18 protein-coding genes are annotated in these 18,717 nt (G+C 51.3%); 10 read left to right on the top strand and 8 right to left on the bottom strand.

Annotated features, from left to right (window positions below):
- Positions 1–292 precede the first annotated feature (292 nt).
- Positions 293–1,180, bottom strand: a complete 888-nt coding sequence (locus tag NGM66_RS00445) for a LysR family transcriptional regulator (protein WP_258115314.1) — start codon at positions 1,178–1,180, stop codon at positions 293–295.
- Positions 1,181–1,345: 165 nt separating this feature from the next.
- Between NGM66_RS00445 and NGM66_RS00450 the strand changes: the two genes are divergently transcribed.
- The 5 genes from NGM66_RS00450 (at position 1,346) to NGM66_RS00470 (ending at position 7,251) form a co-directional block, all read left to right on the top strand.
- Complete coding sequence (locus NGM66_RS00450; RefSeq protein ID WP_208908824.1) at positions 1,346–2,578, top strand: MFS transporter; 1,233 nt, start codon at positions 1,346–1,348, stop codon at positions 2,576–2,578.
- Between the two features lie 87 nt (positions 2,579–2,665).
- Positions 2,666–3,517, top strand: a complete 852-nt coding sequence (locus tag NGM66_RS00455; protein WP_208908822.1) for a quinate/shikimate dehydrogenase — start codon at positions 2,666–2,668, stop codon at positions 3,515–3,517.
- 14 nt (positions 3,518–3,531) lie between these two features.
- The gene (locus tag NGM66_RS00460; protein ID WP_125574997.1) at positions 3,532–4,350 is read left to right on the top strand and encodes an SDR family NAD(P)-dependent oxidoreductase; all 819 of its coding nucleotides are present in this window, start codon (positions 3,532–3,534) and stop codon (positions 4,348–4,350) included.
- Positions 4,351–4,576: 226 nt separating this feature from the next.
- Positions 4,577–4,930, top strand: a complete 354-nt coding sequence (locus NGM66_RS00465) for a hypothetical protein (RefSeq protein ID WP_208908811.1) — start codon at positions 4,577–4,579, stop codon at positions 4,928–4,930.
- Between the two features lie 83 nt (positions 4,931–5,013).
- Positions 5,014–7,251, top strand: a complete 2,238-nt coding sequence (locus tag NGM66_RS00470) for an SH3 domain-containing protein (protein WP_258115317.1) — start codon at positions 5,014–5,016, stop codon at positions 7,249–7,251.
- Positions 7,252–7,359: 108 nt separating this feature from the next.
- Here the strand turns inward: NGM66_RS00470 and NGM66_RS00475 are convergent, their stop codons facing one another.
- Complete coding sequence (locus NGM66_RS00475) at positions 7,360–8,289, bottom strand: hypothetical protein (RefSeq protein WP_258115318.1); 930 nt, start codon at positions 8,287–8,289, stop codon at positions 7,360–7,362.
- Positions 8,290–8,446: 157 nt separating this feature from the next.
- Between NGM66_RS00475 and NGM66_RS00480 the strand changes: the two genes are divergently transcribed.
- Positions 8,447–8,884, top strand: coding sequence for an ASCH domain-containing protein (locus tag NGM66_RS00480; protein WP_208908806.1), 438 nt, complete (start codon positions 8,447–8,449; stop codon positions 8,882–8,884).
- 70 nt (positions 8,885–8,954) lie between these two features.
- Here NGM66_RS00480 and NGM66_RS00485 read toward each other — a convergent pair whose 3' ends face one another.
- The gene (locus NGM66_RS00485) at positions 8,955–10,367 is read right to left on the bottom strand and encodes an MFS transporter (RefSeq protein ID WP_209280000.1); all 1,413 of its coding nucleotides are present in this window, start codon (positions 10,365–10,367) and stop codon (positions 8,955–8,957) included.
- Between the two features lie 190 nt (positions 10,368–10,557).
- Between NGM66_RS00485 and NGM66_RS00490 the strand changes: the two genes are divergently transcribed.
- The 3 genes from NGM66_RS00490 to NGM66_RS00500 all read left to right on the top strand — a co-directional run bounded on the left by NGM66_RS00490 (position 10,558) and on the right by NGM66_RS00500 (position 13,014).
- Positions 10,558–10,731, top strand: a complete 174-nt coding sequence (locus NGM66_RS00490) for a hypothetical protein (RefSeq protein WP_208908804.1) — start codon at positions 10,558–10,560, stop codon at positions 10,729–10,731.
- Between the two features lie 142 nt (positions 10,732–10,873).
- Entirely contained in the window at positions 10,874–11,668 is a 795-nt protein-coding gene (gene map / locus NGM66_RS00495; RefSeq protein ID WP_125575000.1) for a type I methionyl aminopeptidase, read from the top strand.
- Between the two features lie 629 nt (positions 11,669–12,297).
- Positions 12,298–13,014, top strand: a complete 717-nt coding sequence (locus NGM66_RS00500; protein ID WP_208908801.1) for a demethylmenaquinone methyltransferase — start codon at positions 12,298–12,300, stop codon at positions 13,012–13,014.
- Between the two features lie 235 nt (positions 13,015–13,249).
- On the opposite strand, the gene NGM66_RS00505 is transcribed toward NGM66_RS00500, so the two are convergent.
- Both NGM66_RS00505 and NGM66_RS00510 read right to left on the bottom strand, forming a co-directional pair.
- The gene (locus NGM66_RS00505; RefSeq protein ID WP_258115319.1) at positions 13,250–14,101 is read right to left on the bottom strand and encodes a helix-turn-helix domain-containing protein; all 852 of its coding nucleotides are present in this window, start codon (positions 14,099–14,101) and stop codon (positions 13,250–13,252) included.
- Between the two features lie 306 nt (positions 14,102–14,407).
- Positions 14,408–15,037, bottom strand: a complete 630-nt coding sequence (locus NGM66_RS00510) for a DNA-3-methyladenine glycosylase (RefSeq protein WP_208908781.1) — start codon at positions 15,035–15,037, stop codon at positions 14,408–14,410.
- Between the two features lie 55 nt (positions 15,038–15,092).
- On the opposite strand from NGM66_RS00510, the gene NGM66_RS00515 reads away from it, so the two are divergent.
- The gene (locus tag NGM66_RS00515; RefSeq protein ID WP_208908779.1) at positions 15,093–15,485 is read left to right on the top strand and encodes a DUF488 domain-containing protein; all 393 of its coding nucleotides are present in this window, start codon (positions 15,093–15,095) and stop codon (positions 15,483–15,485) included.
- Here the strand turns inward: NGM66_RS00515 and NGM66_RS00520 are convergent.
- The 3 genes from NGM66_RS00520 to NGM66_RS00530 all read right to left on the bottom strand — a co-directional run bounded on the left by NGM66_RS00520 (position 15,439) and on the right by NGM66_RS00530 (position 18,623).
- Positions 15,439–16,116, bottom strand: coding sequence for an HAD-IA family hydrolase (locus NGM66_RS00520; RefSeq protein ID WP_245155314.1), 678 nt, complete (start codon positions 16,114–16,116; stop codon positions 15,439–15,441). The genes NGM66_RS00515 and NGM66_RS00520 overlap by 47 nt on opposite strands.
- Positions 16,117–16,287: 171 nt before the next feature.
- On the bottom strand, positions 16,288–16,746 hold the full coding sequence (locus NGM66_RS00525) for a universal stress protein (protein WP_208908775.1): 459 nt from the start codon (positions 16,744–16,746) through the stop codon (positions 16,288–16,290).
- Positions 16,747–17,009: 263 nt separating this feature from the next.
- Positions 17,010–18,623 (bottom strand): BCCT family transporter, encoded by a 1,614-nt coding sequence (locus NGM66_RS00530; RefSeq protein WP_373418439.1) that lies wholly within the window; start codon positions 18,621–18,623, stop codon positions 17,010–17,012.
- Positions 18,624–18,717 lie beyond the last annotated feature (94 nt).

An 18,717-nucleotide genomic window follows, 5' to 3' on the forward strand; every position in this document is an offset into this window, starting at 1 on the left:
AGCTGACAAAGGACGTCAGCTAACTGTGTCGTCACAGCTGGTTCCATCCCTGGCCTCCTCCGGCGTATACGACTAATATTAACAGATATTGACCTTAATACATTATTCTAGCGTAATTTTACGCCAGTGGGAAGCAACTTCATTAGAATCAACTTGTATCTTAAACTCATTAGCCCAGCGTACTGCTATGATTGCTGCATGAAGTTGGCCGCACTTTGATTCGCCTCGCCGCACACCAACCTCTCTCTAGCGAACGAAGACGGCCAGTTTCCCACCACATCACGGTCATCCCCTACTTTTGCCCCGCCGCCTGAAACACCCGAAACAGCTGGCGTAAGGTCTCGTGTTGCGGATTATCCGCACGGTACATGGCGTAAATGACCCGTAAGTCTTCGGGCACATCGACCGGGATCTTGACCACGTCGAACGCTTCCAGATACAGCGTGTCCGCAACCAACCCGACCGCCGAGCCAGATTGGACCATCCCCGCAATCGAGATCTCATCCGGATAGGCCGCATCGACCTGGAGCTGATCAGCCACGCCCTGCCGGTGCAAGGTGCGCTGAACCTTTTGCCCGATCAATAGGTCTGGCGTATAGGTCAACACTGGATACTCCGCCAGGTCCGCTAAGGCCAACCGTTTCTTGGCGGCCAGCGGGTGGTCGGGGGCCACGATGACGATGAAGGCTTGCTTGAGCAGTGGCTGATACAGTACGCCCGCTGCCCGGCTGTCCGTGGCGGCGATGCCCAAGTCGTATTGCTTAGCCGCCAGCCCCGTCTGGATTTTTTCGGTGGTCACACTGTGGAGCTCAAAGCGGACTTGTTGGGTGTGGGCCTGTTCAAATTGATGCAAGACTCGCGGCAAATAGGTCCCAATCACCGTGGGGATGCAGCCGACCCGCAGCGTTACCGGCTGTGTAGCGTGGGCCGCCTGAATGCGCGCCACCCCGTCGTCCAGTGTTTGTAGGCTCTGCTGGACCACCTGTAGGAGCTGGTTACCTGTGGCGGTTAGCACAATGTGGCGTCCCTGTTTGACAAATAAGGGCAAATCCAACTCGTCTTCTAGCTTATGAATCGCGGTCGTCAAGCTCGGTTGACTGACGCGTAACTCTTGGGCCGCTTGGGTGTAGTTCTCCAGCCGTCCAACACATTCAAAGTAACGTAATTGATTTAGATTCATCTTCGTCCCTCTGTTCTATATTTCACAATCTATAGTCATAGACTATGAATCGTTGACCAATCAGTAGTGGTATTTTCCTCTCCTCAACCTTAACATAAAGGGCGTAGAAAACGTTTTCTAATTCGAACTTATTCATCCATATTCTATTCAAGGCGGTGTTCTATCATGGAAGCAACTCACACAACTCCAGTATCCGGCCACCGACGGCTCATCTTTACCGCGGCCTTTATCATCATCTTCTGCTGTTCCGCATCCGCAGCCTTTTCCGTTTTCGCCGACACCCTGGTGAAAGCCACCAGCGCCACGGCCTCACAAGTGGCGCTGACCCTGACGATCTATCAATTCTTCATGGCAGCCTTCGGAATCCTGTCCGGTCGCATCATTGACCACTCCTCGCCCAAGAAACTGATGTACGTCGGCGGGTTCATCTTCGGGCTTGGCTGGTTCCTCGGGGCCTTCGCCCACAACATTTGGTTCCTATACTTCTCCATCGGGATCCTCGCCGGTAGTGGGAACGGCCTGCTGTACAACCCGTCTCTCCTGACGACGTTGAAATGGTTCCCCGAAAAACGCGGGACGATTTCCGGTCTGTTGCTAGGGGCCGCCTCACTCGGGCCGCTGGTCTTAGCGAAGGCTGGCGCTTGGCTCTGTGATACCATGGGCGCCAACGGCTTGATGCCGATTGGGATTGCCTACTTGGCCCTGATCTGGTTGGTCGGCTGGTTAATGGCTTCTCCCGAAACGCCCACGCAAGACACGGATCAACCCGCCCCAGCCACGACGGGCAAGTCACCAAAGCAAATGATGTGGTCCTTAAACTTCTGGCTCTTGCTCCTACTCTTTGCGATTGCCTGCACGGCCGGCATCATGTTGATCGGATCGCTGTCCTCCATCGCTCAGATTCAGCTCCAACTGACCCCTATCGTGGCGGCAAACTTCGTGGTCGTCAACACCCTGGCGAACTTCTTCGGCCGGATGATCACGGGTCGGGCCGTCGATAAATTAGGTGAGACGCGCACCCTGCTGGTCATCTTGTGCCTGACCATCATCGGCTTGGCTGGTCTGCGCTTTGCCACCAACATTACCATCTTCACCATCTTCTTGATCATCTTGGGCGCATCCTTTGGTGGCGTACTGGTCGTCTTCCCAACCTTAACCGGTAAGACGTTTGGCCAAAAATTCTCCGGCACCAACTACGGCATCATGTTCTTCGGTTATGCCATCGGCGCACTGATTGGCCCGCAGATTGCGACGCTCTCGATGAACGCCGGTGCTGGCACCCACGCCTACTACGGTTCTTACCTGGTCGCTATTGGCGTGGCCGTCATCGGGATTCTGATCGACCTGTACCTGATCCACCAAGGCATCGGTAAGCACACGCAACCCGCCACAGACTAGTTCTGGGAATCAACGCGTTCGGTCTACTTTCAAGCTTTTGATGCTAACTGTAAAATCAAAACCAATTATAGAAGGAAGTCATCTTTCATGGAAATCGATGGACATACGAAATTAGTGGGCTTAATCGCCCATCCAGCGGGACATTCGAAGTCTCCTGCCATGCACAATGCGGCCTTTGACCTGGACAATATCAATGCGCGTTTCTTGGCGTTTGACGTTGAACCGGATCAGCTACCCGCCGCCGTTAACGCCCTGCGCGCCTTCAAAATGCTTGGGGCCAGTGTCTCCATGCCATTCAAGCAAGCCGTCATCCCTCTGCTCGACCATCTCGACAAGACGGCGGAATTGGTCGGTGCCGTCAATACCGTGGTCAATCACGATGGCGAGTTGACCGGCTATACCACTGATGGTATTGGCTTCGTGGAAGCACTAAAGGATGACGGCGTGCAGTTGGCCGGTCAAACCATGACGCTAGCCGGTGTCGGTGGTGCTGGGACGCCGATTGCGATTCAAGCGGCGCTCTCCGGCTTAAAGACGCTCAATGTCTTTAACATCAACGACCCATCCGTACAAAACGCTAAGAAGATCGTCCAGATCATCAATGACCAGACTGATTGCCACGCCACCTTCTATCCACTGGAAGACCGCGATCAATTTAAACAAAAAATCAGTGAAAGCGACGTCTACACTGATGCGACCGGCTTGGGGATGGGCAAATTAGTCGACCAGACCTTGGTGGACGATCCCAGTTGGTTCCATCAAGACATGACCGTCTTTGACACCGTCTATGCGCCGAGCGTGACCAAGCTGATGGGCGTGGCCAACCAAGCCCACGTGGCCCACGTCATTAACGGTCAGGGCATGCTCCTGAACCAAGGGGCCGCAGCCTTTAAGTTGTGGACGGGCCAAACGATGCCCTTAAAAGATATGGCACTTTAGAGGAGGAAAAGCACATGGCAGATTGGTTAGGATTAGCAGAAAAAGTTTGTGTCGTCACCGGCGCGGTCGGTGGCATGGGCACTAAGATTTGTGAGGCACTGGCTGGGCAACACGCCACGGTCGTTGCCCTGGATATGGATCAAGACAAGACGGCGGAACTGGTAACCACCCTGATTAACGATTACCATATCGCTGGACTGGCAGTCACCTGTGACGTGACCAAGGAAGCCAGCGTGCAACGCGCCGTTGACCAGGTCAAGGATACCTTTGGTCACGTCGACGTAGTTATTAACACGGCTGGCATTTTAAAGTTCGACCCGTTAGAGGACCTGGATTACGCCACCTGGAAACAGGTTTTAGACGTCAACCTAAACGGCTATTACCTGATCACCCACGAATTCGGCAAGTTGATGATCGCCCAAAAGCACGGCACCTTCGTCCACATCTCGACGGTAGCCAGTGACATCCCCGAGACTTACAGTGGTGCTTACAGTACCAGTAAGGCCGGTGTCAACATGCTCTCTAAGCAGGTGGCCGCAGAATGGGGGATGTTCGGCATTCGCAGTAACGTCCTCGAACCGTGCCTGGTCAAGACACCGATGTCGGCGGCCTTCTACGCTGACCCGGAGGTGGAAAATGGCCGTAAGTCCCTGACCGCCAGCAAGCGCATTGGGACCACGGATGACATCGCTAACGCTATCTTATTCTTAGCCAGCGACCGCTCCAGCTACATCAACGCAACCGGCCTGGCCATTGATGGCGGCTTCAGCGTGATGATGCAAAATCAAATTCCCAAGCCCGGTGGCCGCCGCGGCTTTGCGGAAACCCATTAAGAAAATTGAATCGAAAAATCCCGTTGATGTTGGTGTAAAGCCAGCATTGGCGGGATTTTTTGCGTCATATGGCAGAATTGTCGCAGTAAATTAGCACAAAAGCGGCATTCCCCCAGCGGAAAACGCAATGCTCTCCGGCTTATTATGATAACGTACCAAAGAATCAAGAAAACTTGAACTCACCTTCTAGCAGTGAGTACTCGTCTTCTTAGAAAGGAGAAAATGCATGCATCCGCTTGATTTCACAACTACCAGTCTAGTCTCATTAATTACAGCTGTTGTGTTTACTAGTTACTACGCTATTAGACCGTTACTGCTTGCAAAAATCAAACTCACGCAGCATCACCAGCTCTTACAGGCCCTGAAGGTCACGGAACAATTAGCTAACTTTATTGTTCCTGAATTAGCTGTTATGGCTGAGCTTGATAATGCAGGTCGAAAGGCAGAAGCGATTCGCTTCGTAACTGCTAAGCTCAACGAACAGGGTATCATCGTCAAAGCCGCTACAGTCTCAGCAGCTGTTGAGAATGCTTATCAGCTCTACAAGCACGTCATCAACGGCGATCAGCACAATGCGTAACTTCATCTAAACAAGCATCTCACTGAACCATCTCAGCGGGGTGTTTTTTTGTACCCAAAATTAAGAAAAGAAGGTTAATAATTATGTCTATTGATGTTAGTAACACTCCCGACATGTACAAAGTCTACACGTCCGGCCGCTTTACCTTTAATACCAAGTGTCGGGTCCGCAACACTCCTGATATGAGTGACCCTGGGATTGTCACTTATCAAATCGGTGAATCTGTCAATTACGATAGTAAGGTCAAAAACGGCAATCACTTCTGGCTATCCTACATGAGTAATTCTGGTCAACGCCATTATGTGCCTTATGCCAATACCGATAAGGAAACTTACTTCGGCAGTGATTCTAATCCTGGCAATCCAATTAGACCAGCTAACTCTAATACCTCTGATGGTAACGCAACTGATCATCCCGGACACTTACTGGGAACCTTGACTGACCAAGCCGGCGCAGATGTCGCCGATCAGACACCCGATGGCACCCTTCTGGTGATGAAAGGCTCATTCACTTTTGATGAGCCAGCACGTGGTCGTGACCGTACTAACATGACAACTGCCAACAAAGTCGATCGTTTCTTGTCTAGCCAAACCGTCTATTACAACGCCAAGATCAAAGCTGATGGTCATTACTGGTTCCGGTACATTCACACTAGCGGCGCTACCTATTACGTCCCTTATGCAACAATCGAACCGTTCCGATACTATGGGACCGATCATAATCCTGGTGATCCAGTTCTTACGCAAGATAGTTCTGGCTCAATCAGTACTGGCGGCAGTGACGGTGATTCTGGAGATGTCAATTCCGGAAATACTATCTCAGAAGGCAATCGTCCACAAGGTGGTCAGGATACTGGTTACCCTACCTTTCAGAGTCAAACGACGGACTTCGACATTGCCAACAACTACATGCCAGCTCATGGGAAAGCAACACTGGTAGACAACGGGGCTTGGTCGCGAAACCAACCTTACATGTCAGCTACCAAATTAACGCACTATGCTAAGGGCAGTACCGTAACCTACACTGGCAAGCTTCACTCCGATGGTCGTATCTGGTGCATTGTTAATGGTCAATACTTGCCAATTGGTAAGTTATCGACCCCTATTCACGAACTATTTGGCCCAAAGGATGGGATGAAACATCACCACTCCAAGTTCAGCTACACGGAAGACACCAACGAGCATCAGCCTTGGTCAAATATCTGGCCTTACACTGGCGAAGATGCTAATCGTGATGATCGGCAAAATATGCTACAACACAGTAGCCCACGTCAAGAACTACAACCCACCAGCTATGAATCTCAAGAACTGGCCCGCGTGCATGATGTTGTCCAATCTGTCTCGGCACCTGACGCTGTCACGGTAGGGTTCATTACGGATACCCACTTTAGTAGCTACAATACTCCCGCCACGGCACGAGTCCTTCGTCAAATGAAGACATTTAGTTACTACGCCAAACACTTTGGGATGGATCTCATGGTCCACGGCGGCGATTTAAACGATGGTGTTACTGAAAAGAAGTACGAGATTGAAGACGTCAAGCGTGGCATGGATGCGCTTCGATTAGGACAACGTCCACTCCTGGTAGCGCAAGGAAACCATGATGATAATTCTGGATATGCCCGTGATAAGGATGGGTATTATCCGCGAAACATTATCACCAATACTGAAGTCTATCCCTATCGCCTTGGGTCTTTTGCGCATTTACTTGATACGCGTGGCAATACTGCTAACCGGGCAGCCTATGGTAAATACAAGATTCCAAATAGTAAGGTCAACGTTATCCTACTGGATGGCTTCGATCAGAGTGATTACTACACTACTCCGGTAAAACTTCGCCGACAGTTCCGTCATGGTTGGATGCACTTCAGTGTGCAACAACAGAACTGGTTACGGAGTACCTTAAATGCCATCCCCAATGACGAGTTTGCTTTAGTTGTGACCCACATCATGTTCAAAGGCTTGAAGTTCTCTAAAAAGAATGACTTTGCCGAAGCTCCTCTCGACGGAACTCCTGCCCCTGGTACATTAGAGAGTGAAAATATTCGTAATATTTTAATTGACTACAACAATCGTACGAATAACCTAATTGCAGTCATGGGTGGTCACACGCACCATGACGATTACTCCAATCAATTTGGTATTCACTGGATTGTTTCTGACTGTGCTCTTAGTGACCGAGGAGACGGAAAATCCAACACTCTGTTACACACCAAGGATGAGCAAGCATGGGATACCTTAGTCATTAACACTTCTGAACGCAAACTGCATCGAATCCGGTACGGTCGAGGAAAGAAGAAAAAACAAGCCTATGCATTTTAGCGAGACTCAATCTATTCAATATCTTTACTGCGACTAAATTATCCAGTATGTAGAACGCCCCGGAAAATCTCTCCTTGATTTTCTGAGGCGTTTTCTTAAGCAATTCGTCTAACTAAAATTAGTTGGTGGTACTAAAATCACTTCATACGTCATGGGATGTTCATCTGGATCCCTAAACGAATCATAGTTAATATTACTGTGATCTTTTTCATCGTCTACAAAGTTCAGGCCAATATACCATCCCTCAAACCCCCTTCTCTTTTTCTGAGTTAAACCTGCAGTGTTCATTCGCTCTGTAATCCATTTAATTCTTGACGACATTGGCAGCGTCTCTGTTGATTCAAACTCGCTCCACAAATTCCCAACATGCCAACTTACAATTCCCTTTGTATCAGTCAATCCTTCTTTTTCAAAGCCCTTGAAATCTTCTGGTTTAGTTGAATCCATCATGCTACCGTATGCTGTCATCTGTGACAACCAAAGATTTAACTTAGTTCCGGGAAACAACGCCCACACATGCTTAGCTAGCGCATAATAATCCTGCGTTTCAATTGCGTTTTGATATTCTGCGGTGCTCTTGGCGCTAAAGAGCGTTACCTTCGGATAGGTTTCTGTTGTTTCCGACTCGTTCGTGCTACTTTGCTGACTAGCCATCCCCGCTGTCAAATATCCCCGCCAGATCCAACCACCATGCTGCCCATCTCCACTTTTCACATGGTAGTAAATGGCGGCTGTGTGCTTCTTCTTGTTATACAGCTTCTCGTGGGCTTCTGTGTACCAGGTCACATCTGGTAGATCATCATTGGTACTATACTTGACGCCAAGGTGTTTTGAATACCGCGCGCCTTTCACCGTATGGTAAGCGTGACGTCCCATATGGTGCCGCCACACTAGCCGGACCGAGTTGGCGCGTCTGGCGGAATAGTTACTAGCAGATGCTGTAACAATGCCGCCGAATCCCAGCCCCACGAAGGTACTGCTCAGTAACAGACTCTTGATCAGTGGTCGCATGTGTCTCTCCCCTTCTCCAATTGCCATCAATGACTAACAATGGATTAAGCATACCGCTAAAGCCACATTTAGTCTAGTGCGTATATTATTAATATAGTTATAATTATGCTATAACAAATATAATATTGGACTTACCCTTCCCAGTGGCGTACAGTATTCTCAATACATACGAGGAGGCCGCCCCATGGACGCAGAAACTTTCTGGCAACAATTTAAAGCCACACATCCCGAAGTCACCACTAATCATCACGACACCTATGCGTTTGGTAGTGATGACGTCGATGAATTAGCTCACCTGGTCAAGATTGGTCGCAAGACGGCCACCACTTCGGCGCTCGACCTGTATGAAGTCGACGAACCGCTGCCCTTCGTTGGTGAATACAACGTCATCTTAGATGGTCATGATCAGCCGGTGTGCATCACGCAAACGAAGGTGACCGAGGTCGTTCCCTTTGATCAGGTCACCCAAGAACACGCCTACCACGAAGGTGAAGACGACCGGACCTTAACCAGCTGGCGCCAAGCCCATCGTGACTTTTTCACCGCCGCTTATCAGAAAATGGGCCGGACATTTAACGAGCAGATTCCTTGTTTCTGTGAGGTCTTCGAGCGCGTGGATTAGGGTAACCAAAAAGGAGCGGATCCCGCGTGGGGTTCGTTCCTTTCTATTGACGTATCTATTTTACCAAGCGTTACGCTTTTTGCTTTCGCCCATCGCGCAACATGGCCGCGAAGAGCCAGCCCACCACGGCAACGACCAGGAAGGTGGCAAAGACAGCATGGTAGCCGGCTAAGTCAGCGGCGGCGTGGCCCGCGACCTTGAGGTGATTGGCCGTGACCATCGCGAGAATCAAGGTGGCAACGGCGACCCCGGTCGACCCCAAGATTTGCCGGACGGTCGTGATGACCGCCGTCCCGTGAGAGATTAATTGGTCGGGCAATGAATTGGCACCTAACGTGACCGCCGGCATCATGACGAAGGCGTTGCCCCCTTCAATCAGGGCGGCCGTGAGAATCATCGCGACCAATGACTGTTGACTGTGGACCAAAGTCAGCCACAGCCAGCCCAGTACGATCATGGTCATCCCTGTTAACATGGTGGCCTTGAAGCCAATCTTATCAGCCAATTTCCCAGTCAACGGATTTAACAGGCTCAAAACGACCGCGCCGGGAACCAGTGCCATCCCGGAGGCAAACGGCGAAATGCCCAAGACTTCCTGATAGTACAGTGGGAAGATGATGGTGACGACGATCAAAGCAATGTATGACGCCCCCGTCAACAGGACGGCCAAGTCGAAGTTAAATGTCTTTAAGACCCGCAGATCCAATAATGGTGTCGCCACGTGGAACTGCCGGTAAACGAAGTAAGCGACTGCCAACAAGCTGACCACCAGCAGGCCACCCATGGCCCCCCAGTTCACAGCTGTCTTGCCAATTTGGTTGACGACGTAAAGAATGCCAATGAAACCGACGCTACTGAGCACGGACCAGTAATCCAAGTGAGCCTTGTGTTGTGGCATCACATCTTTGATGGTCTTTAACGCGATCACGAAGACCACGGTGATGATGACCATGAAGACTACGAACAGCCCTTGCCAAGTGGTATAACGCAAGACGATTCCGGAGATGATGGGACCGACCGCTAACGCCGACCCCATGACCAGGCCCGCGAAGCCCATGACACCGCCCCGCTGTGCCTCCGGCGTGATCCGCAACATGACCGTTTGATAGGACGGAAACATGATGCCGACCGCCATGGCCTCCATCACCCGCCCCAGCATCATCAACGGAAAGCTGGTGGCCAAGTAAATGATGAACGTCCCCACATCGAACAATGCCAAGACACTCACGAACAAGACTGGAAAGCGGATGTTATTTAACAACCAGGGGCTGACTGGCATCATGACCACCATCACCAGCATGAAGCCGGTGGTCAGCCACTGCACCGTCGACGCCGGAACGTTAAAGTACTTCATTAACGTTGGGTACGCGGTCGATAGCGATGATTGACTGATGGACATGGTGAACGTCCCCGCTAGCAACGTCCAAATAAAGGCCAGGTGGCTGTAGGGCCGCCCCTGTAAATCGATTGGCTGTTCTGCCATGTAACTCACTCCTCATTCCCACTTTAGAAACATTATCAACTAGTTTCTATCCTAGTCCTTTTCCACGTTGCTGTAAACCAAATGAACGCTAGCTGTTTAACGAAGTTACTTATTGGCTAATCTTTGTTACAATGGGGTTAATCACCGTAACGATTCGTTGCGAACTACGGAAAGAATTGAGGGCAAAACCATGGACTTAGTAGCATATTTAACCGATGAAATTGATTTTCTCACGGAACAAATGGACCGGGCCAAGCAGGAAAAGGACAACGCCATGAATTTCTTATGCGATGCCCGAATTACGGAAGCCAAACGCATCTTAGACCAAGTCAACGCTGGCAAGATTACCAGTCTAAAGGCCTAACCTGTCCGAGCCGAGCGCCAGGGGCGTTGGGCTTTTTTGATTGGTCGCCTTCCTGTGACCAAAAGTTTTGGCCCAGTCATTCGCCGAATGGGGAAAATAGGTGTACATTAGAAGTAGTTAAAAATTTTTAGGAGGTCACACATTGATTACAATTAAATCAGACCGTGAAATTAAAAAAATGGCGGAGTCCGGTGCCGTTTTAGCTGGTGTCCACAAGGGCTTACGGGACATCATCAAACCTGGTATCTCCAGCTGGGAAATCGAACGTTTCGCTAACAAATACATTGAAGAACATGGCGCCACCCCTTCCGAAAAGGGCTTCGAAGGCTACAAATATGCCACCTGCGTTAGCGTGAACGATGAAGTCGCCCATGCCATCCCCCGCAAAGAACTGTTGTTAAAGGAAGGCGACATTGTGGCCGTTGACATGACGGTCAACCTGGATGGCTTTGAAAGTGACTCTTGCTGGACCTACGCGGTTGGTAAGATCAGTCCTGAAGCCCAACACCTGATGGACGTTACCAAGAAGTCCCTTTACCTGGGCATCGACCAAGCCGTTGTCGGTAACCGTATCGGTGATATTGGCCACGCCATCCAAGCCTACACGGAAGGCCAAGAACACATGGGCGATGTCCGTGAACTGATTGGCCACGGTATCCAACCAACCATGCATGAACAACCGAACGTGCCGAACTACGGGGAAGCTGGCAAGGGCCTGCGGTTACGCGCCGGCATGACCATCACCATTGAACCCATGATTAACTTGGGCACTTGGGAGATTGCCTCACGGGAAACGGCCGACAAGTCCTGGGAATACTACGTCACCGCCGATGGCTCACTGTCCGCACAATACGAACACACGCTGGTCATCACGGATGACGGTCCGAAGATCTTAACGTCTCAAGGCGACGAAATCGACAAGAAGTACCTGCTGTAAAACTTAACCATTGGCGTCAGGATTTGGTTCATTTCCTGACGCTTTTGTTTTACACTAAAGATTGCAAGGCAGAAATTGGTTAGAATTATTGTCATCATGCGACTCACAGTGAGAGCTGACCGCCTACCATTCGCCAAATATGGGTTGGAACGCGATGGGCGGACGGGTCGAGCCAAAGTGCGGTCTCGACACCTCGCCTTTGAGCCGACGTTCACGTCTCAAAGACGCCAGTTGTCTAAGCGGCCTGAACCATGCCGCTAAGGCAACTCCCACGGCTGAACCCATATTTGGCGAACTCTCGGCTACAAGGCTGATAATCAGTAACGATTAGTTTAGCCCTTGATAGCACCTAATTTCTGTCACTGTAGTGTTGCTGATAGGCCCAACTCGCCGGGGGCAACTAGGGGTGGCGCCAGCTGTGTCGACGGTGTTGGCTGAGGCCTTTTCTCAGCTTACAGCGCGGGGCACTTTGGCGACTTGCGGGTTTGTCAAGGCTTCAAAGTGAACCGGAAGCCCGCTTCCCAGGCTGGAGGTGTCCCCCATAGCAGGCGGAATCCCTAGTTGACGCAGGCAGCTGGTTTATCCAATCTTACTCATCAGCAACTTAAACTTATTTAGGGGGCATCACCATGACTTTAACCAATCACACACCGGAAGACACGGTGCAAGACATTTTTAACCGCATCGCACCACAATATGACCAGATGAATAGCGTGATCAGCTTGGGGACGCACCGTTTGTGGCGCCAGCAGGTCATGCGTGCCATGACGCTTCATGCCGGCGACTTTGCCTTGGACCTGTGCTGCGGGACCGGCGACTGGACCTTGGCCCTAGCCAATGCGGTCGGCCCCAGTGGCCACGTGGTCGGTCTGGACTTCAGCAGCGTCATGTTGCGCGAGGCCGACCGTAAAGTCCGCGACGCCAATCTGGCCAACCGCATCACCTTGCGCCAAGGAGACGCCATGCACCTGCCCTATCCGGACAACCACTTCAACGTCGTCACGATTGGCTTTGGCCTGCGCAATGTGCCTGACGCTAACCAGGTCTTACGAGAAATGGCCCGGGTAGTCAAGCCCGGCGGCCAGGTCGTGTGTCTGGAGACGTCGCAGCCGACGAACCCCGTGATTCATGCCGGGTGGCAAGTCTACTTTGGCCACGTGGTTCCCCTGATGGGCCGGTTTGCGCACCATTATCAGGCCTATAACTACCTCCAACAATCCACCCACCGCTTCGTGTCCGTGACCGAATTGGCGGACATGTTCACGGCAGCGGGCCTGACCCAGGTTCACTACCAACAGTTCAATCTGGGCGCCGCAGCGGTACACTTTGGGGTTAAGCCTTACTAAACCGCCTACCGGTCGTCAAATATGGGTCGGCATCCGGTGGGCGTCGGGCCACAGAATGGCCGCAATCCTCTGGCGTCGCAAAAATCACAGACTGGTGCCGCGCTTAGGTCCTATACTATTACTAACGAAATAGAATCAATTTTGTGACCCCTTCAATCCGCTTCTTAACCTTTTCTTTAGAAATCCCCCAATACCTGAAAAAACTCAGTACCGGCAACCTGCCAGAACTGAGTTTTTAGTCTTGCGGAAATGCCGCAATCTGCTTTAATAATTTTTCATTGCTGTTCAACCGGGCAAAGGCCGCGGCATCTTGCAGGTCCTGCTTGATCTTTGCCGGGTCACCAGCCTGTTGCTGCGCATTGCGAGCCCGCTGGTAGAGAATCTTTGCCAGGTAATACGTCACGTGGTAACGGGCACACACGTCTACGCCGTAATTCAACAGCTTGTCGCTGGCCTGCAGATCCCCCGTTTGCCCGTAGAACTGACCGGTGTAGTAAATAATGTTCAGTGACCGCCAAATGCTGTGGCTGTTCTTGAACGTCAGGTTGTGGATTTCACCAGCCACCTTGTTGAAGTAAAATTCCGCCCGGATGTGGTCGCCATCCTGGTTGTACGCCACGCCCATCCCCGTGTAGGCTAACAGCGAATACATGGAGTGGTGGCCCTCATCGAAGCGGTTCAGAATCTGTGAAAAGTCGTAAAGCGCATCGGCAATCGCGCCGCCGTTCAACGCCGTGATGTAGCCGCGGATGAAGTAATAGCGCATTTGAAAGTTGAGCGTGCCGTTGGCGGGGTCGCCCAGCTTATCGAGACTGGCCTGGGCCTGGTCGTATTCGCCCACCAACAGCTGAAATTCCGCTTGTTCCAGCGCTTGAGAACGCACCGAATCCTCATCATGATTCAGCGGGAAGAGGTCATTTAACGTCAATTCGAGACGGTCGCACAGCTGCAGGAGAATCTTGAGTGACGGCACCTTGCCGTTTCGTTCGAATTTACTCAGTGTCGCTTGGGTACAGATGCCTTGCGCCAATTGGTCTTGGGACAGATGAAGTCGTTTTCGCGTTTCAATAAAGATATCAATGTTCATGAATTTGTGCCATCCCTTAAAATATTATGGGCCTATTATAGCAGTAAATGATGCGCAAGCCTAGCTGGTTTCTGTCTTTCTGCTGGCTTGGCAATATTATCCCCAAAACAGACGCAACACGAACGAAATGAACTGTTCGCTTGACGTCTGCTTTTAGGCCCTTGATGAACATCACCCATCATTCTTTTCCTTTCCCACTGGTGGTACTTCACGCGGATTGTACCCCAGGTCCTGAAACTCCTCGTTAAGTATTTCAGAATAATCATAATCGTTAAATTTAGGATCTGACCACAAATCGTACATCGCCTACTCCCGCCAGCCATGCTGTTCCCGGTCCCAATCGCGCTTGCGACTGCCGGAGACAAACGGATTACCAGCCACAATGTAGCGTAGTGGGCGTTCCTGCCAGCTACCGGCACTGACGCCGACCCGCGATGTGGCCGCAATTTCCTTGGGCTGACGCGTGACTTGTTCTGTGATCGTCAGGTTCTGTGCGCCCAGCATCGTACGGTTCAGGTCCTTCGATTGCAGGCCCAACGCCGCCGTTAATTTACCCGGGCCATTGGTGATATCCGGCACAGGCTTGGCCCGGTGCTGTTGCATGAGGTCCAGGCCCTGATGGGGTTCGATTCCCCGAATCAGGATTCCTTGTGGGGTGCCCGCCGCTTGGGTCGCCACGTCCAACATGTAGTACCCGCGTAGGATGTAAATGTAAATCGTCCCGGGCGCATCATACAGGGCCGCATTGGCCGCCGTGTAGCGACCGTTGAAGGCGTGAGCCGCGGTATCCTGCTCCCCTAGATAGGCCTCGGCCTCAACAATCCATCCGCTCATGGTGCCCGCTGGGGTCTGGTAGATCAATTCGTGGCCCAACAAGTCCTGGGCAATCTGGGCCGTGGGGCGGCCGGTAAAGAATTCAGCTAACGCGGTAGTCATGGTTTTTCTCGCTTCCCTTTCACTATGGTAGAATTGACCCATGGAGATGGTCAATATGGCAATTAAACTTGAACGAATTTATACAAAACCCGCAGATCTAGACGGTTATCGTGTGTTGGTCGACCGCTTGTGGCCCCGCGGTATTTCTAAGGTCAACGCCCAATTGGCGTCCTGGGAAAAAGAAATGGGCCCATCGACTGAACTACGGAAATGGTTCAATCACGAGCCGGAAAAGTTCCCCGCCTTCAAGGAAAAATACTTAGCGGAACTCGCAGCCAATGCGGCCCTACCGGACTTCTTAGACCTGGTCGCAACGCAACTGGCAACGCAAGACGTTATTTTCCTCTATGGCGCCAAGGATGAGACCCACAACCAAGCCGTCATCTTAAAGGAACTGGTCCTTAAGCGTCTGGCTGACCGAGTGCCCGCAACACGGCTGGCAGACTGAGCTCGCGCGTGCTGGATAACTGCGCATCGGCACCGGGTAGCGGATCAACGTTGATGGCCACAGTCAGGCACCCCGCTGTCTTGGCGGATTGTACGCCGGTCACGGTGTCCTCCAACGCTACGCAATGGGTCGGCGCCAAGTGTAAAAGCTTGGCGGCCGCCAGATATACGTCGGGGGCCGGTTTACTGGCTTTCAGGCTGCCGGCGGCCACGATGTGGGTAAAATAATCGGTTAGTTGGAGACGCGCAATCTCCGCTGGCGCATTGGTCGAGGCCGACGCTAAGGCCATGGGATAACCCGCAGCCACCAACTCGTCTAAAAAGGCGGTGACGCCGGGCAAGCGATTGGCCGGGGTCATGGCCGCGACGTATTGGCGGTATAGGTCGTTTTCGTGGTCGGTGATGGCTTGCATTTGTGTTGCAGTGAACTCGCCCTGACGATTGGCCGAGGCCAGAATCGTTTGTAACGACCCCAACCGGCTCATCCCCGGCAACACCTCCGCTAAGGCTGCGGTCCATGGAATGTGTAGCTCCGCAGCAATGGCTTGCCAGGAGGCCAAATGATACTGCCAGGAATCGGCAATGACCCCGTGCAGGTCGAATAGAAATCCTTGAATTTTAGACGTGGGCATGCGCATTTCCCCCTCTAATGACTGACTAGAATGCTTTAATTATACCACGTCCACTGTGACGTATGACATCGACTGACGTCTGGGGCCCAACTGCCCAGGCGCCTTTTTTGCGACATTTTGTTGGTAAAAAAAGATTGGTCCTTGTAGGCACCAATCTCATCTTTGACTATTCTAGCGAATCACGATCACCGAAACATCAGCCTTCTTAGTCAACCGCAAGCCAATAGCACCGGGCTTACCGTGGCTGGCAAAGTCAACGTCGGCGCCACATACGATCAAGTCGGGCTGGAAGTCAGGCACGATCTTTTGCAAGATCACGTCGTCCACGTCCCCGCCCTCAGCGATGATGGGCCGCACTTGTTCGACGCCAAAGGCCTCCGCACGCTTCGCGTAGTCCTGAACGACCTGGCGCAAATGGTCGCGCTTTTCATTGAGCTTATCCGGCATCAGTGATTCATAAATACTGATGTCATTGCTTTCCAAGACGGAAGCGATTCCCAGGTGCGCGCCGTAATCCTTCGCCTGGGTCATCGCAAACCGGAATGCCCGAGTGGTCGATGGCCGGTCATCCTCATCGATCGTAATCAAAATACGTCGGAAAAACAGCGGATCATTACTTTCATCTGCCATAATTAATTTAATTCCCTCCAATGGATGATTCGGCCCTCATTGTATCATATTTGGCGGCGGAACTGGGGGTTAATCTTTTGGTTTTTGATGTATGTGGTCAGGACAATCGCTGTTTAGCTTATTCAAATAGCTCTTTCTTACCTTTTTTCTGCCAAGATTCTCCAGCAGAGATTCTTCAGAAACCATTGCTAGACTCAATTTAACAACTAATCTAGTAAAAAAGGCCAGGACACGCGGTCCCAGCCTCAGTCAATTTCAGTTAATTAGTTTGCGTGGTCCGGTGACAAGATCATTGGTCCACGGACAGCCCGTGGTAATTCGACGGTAATGCGGCGCACCACAACGGGTTGCGGTACGACCACCGGTGCTGGCTTGGGTTTGGCCGCCAGCATGTGCCAGATGGAATGCAACAATAAGATGCAGACAAACATCAATGGGAAACCGGCAATCGTCGAGACGGTTTGCACGGTCTTGAAGCCGCCGACCATCACGATTCCAAAGGAGAAGATGATGAAGACGACCACCCAGATCATCCGGTTCCAGCGACTTGGTTCTTGGCCGTCATCCAAGTGCAGACTTGTAAAGGACGACACGATGAAGGCGGACGACGAAATCGTCGTGGCCAAGAAGATAAAGCAAGAGATACAGTACAAGGCCAGAATGATCATCTTAAATGGCAGCGTCGCAATCACCGTGGCAACTACGGCAGCTTGTCCTTGGGTATTTAAGATGTGGACCAAGTTGACTGCGCCAGTCCGTTGGAGCCACAGGGAGTAACCCCCGAAGATAGCGTAAAAGCTCATGCAACCTAATGCCCCATACGTTAACATCCCGACTAAGACCTGACGAATCGTCCGCCCCTTAGAGATACGGGCGATAAACAATCCCATGACCGGCATGTAGGACAACCACCAGCCCCAGTAGAAAATAGTTTCCTGCTGCGCGGTACTGTCCCCACCATTAGGCAAGGTGTTGGTCGACATCGAAATGAATTTCTGGGCCATCAACCCTAAACTATTCGTTTCAGAATTTAAAATATAAATCGTTGGTCCAATAATTAAAATAATGGCTAACAATCCCAGCGCCGTCCAAATGTGGGCGGAACTCAGGCGGTTGATTCCCCCGTTTAACCCGTGGAAAACCGTGACCGCAAATAAAATAAATAGGACAATGAAGAGCTCGATTTTTAGCATCAAGTTATCTTGCACACCCGTAAGCCGGCTCAGCACTTTAGAAATAATCGGAATTTCCATCCCAACAGATGAGCCAATTCCGCCCATGATGCCAAAGACGACCAGGAAGTCAACGACGTGGCGGGCAATCACCTTGCCCTTACTATCGCCTTGCAGGCTGGTGATGGCGGCACTGACACGTTGGACCTTGGCGTGCTTCACGTAGAGCACGTAAGCAATCGCAATCGTCGCGGGCGCAAACATCATCCAGGCCATGGGCCCCCAGTTGAACTGTCCCAACATGTGGGCCGCCCCGTATGCGTTGCTAGAAAATGGCTTGAAGCCAAACGCGGGGTGTTGCAGATAACGCAATGGATCCACGATGGACAGCATCAAAATGCTGGCATCGATGGCCGTTGCAAAGACCATGCTCCCCCACTGAAAGTTGCTGTAGTGGGGTTTGTCCTCGGGGTCACCTAACTTTACCTTACCAAACTTACCGAATGCCAGATACATAAAAAATAAAAAGTTGACGACGTACACCATCAAATAGGCCCATGACATGCGAGTATCAATCCAGTTCAATAATGAACTGAGCGTGGCCTGTAACTGGCCACCGCCTAAAATAAATAGCAATGACGCGAGTATAAATAAAACGATGGTTGGTACGAATACTAACTTATCAATATTTTTACGCGCTAAAATAAATAATCCTCCTCATTTGTTTCCTGCGAGCCAAGCTCCCAGCGGATGGTACTTCAATTAGATTGTACGAAAAAAGCGCGTGTCCAGGGTCGTT

It is taken from the genome of Levilactobacillus yiduensis (assembly GCF_024718525.1).
Taxonomy (GTDB): domain Bacteria; phylum Bacillota; class Bacilli; order Lactobacillales; family Lactobacillaceae; genus Levilactobacillus; species Levilactobacillus yiduensis.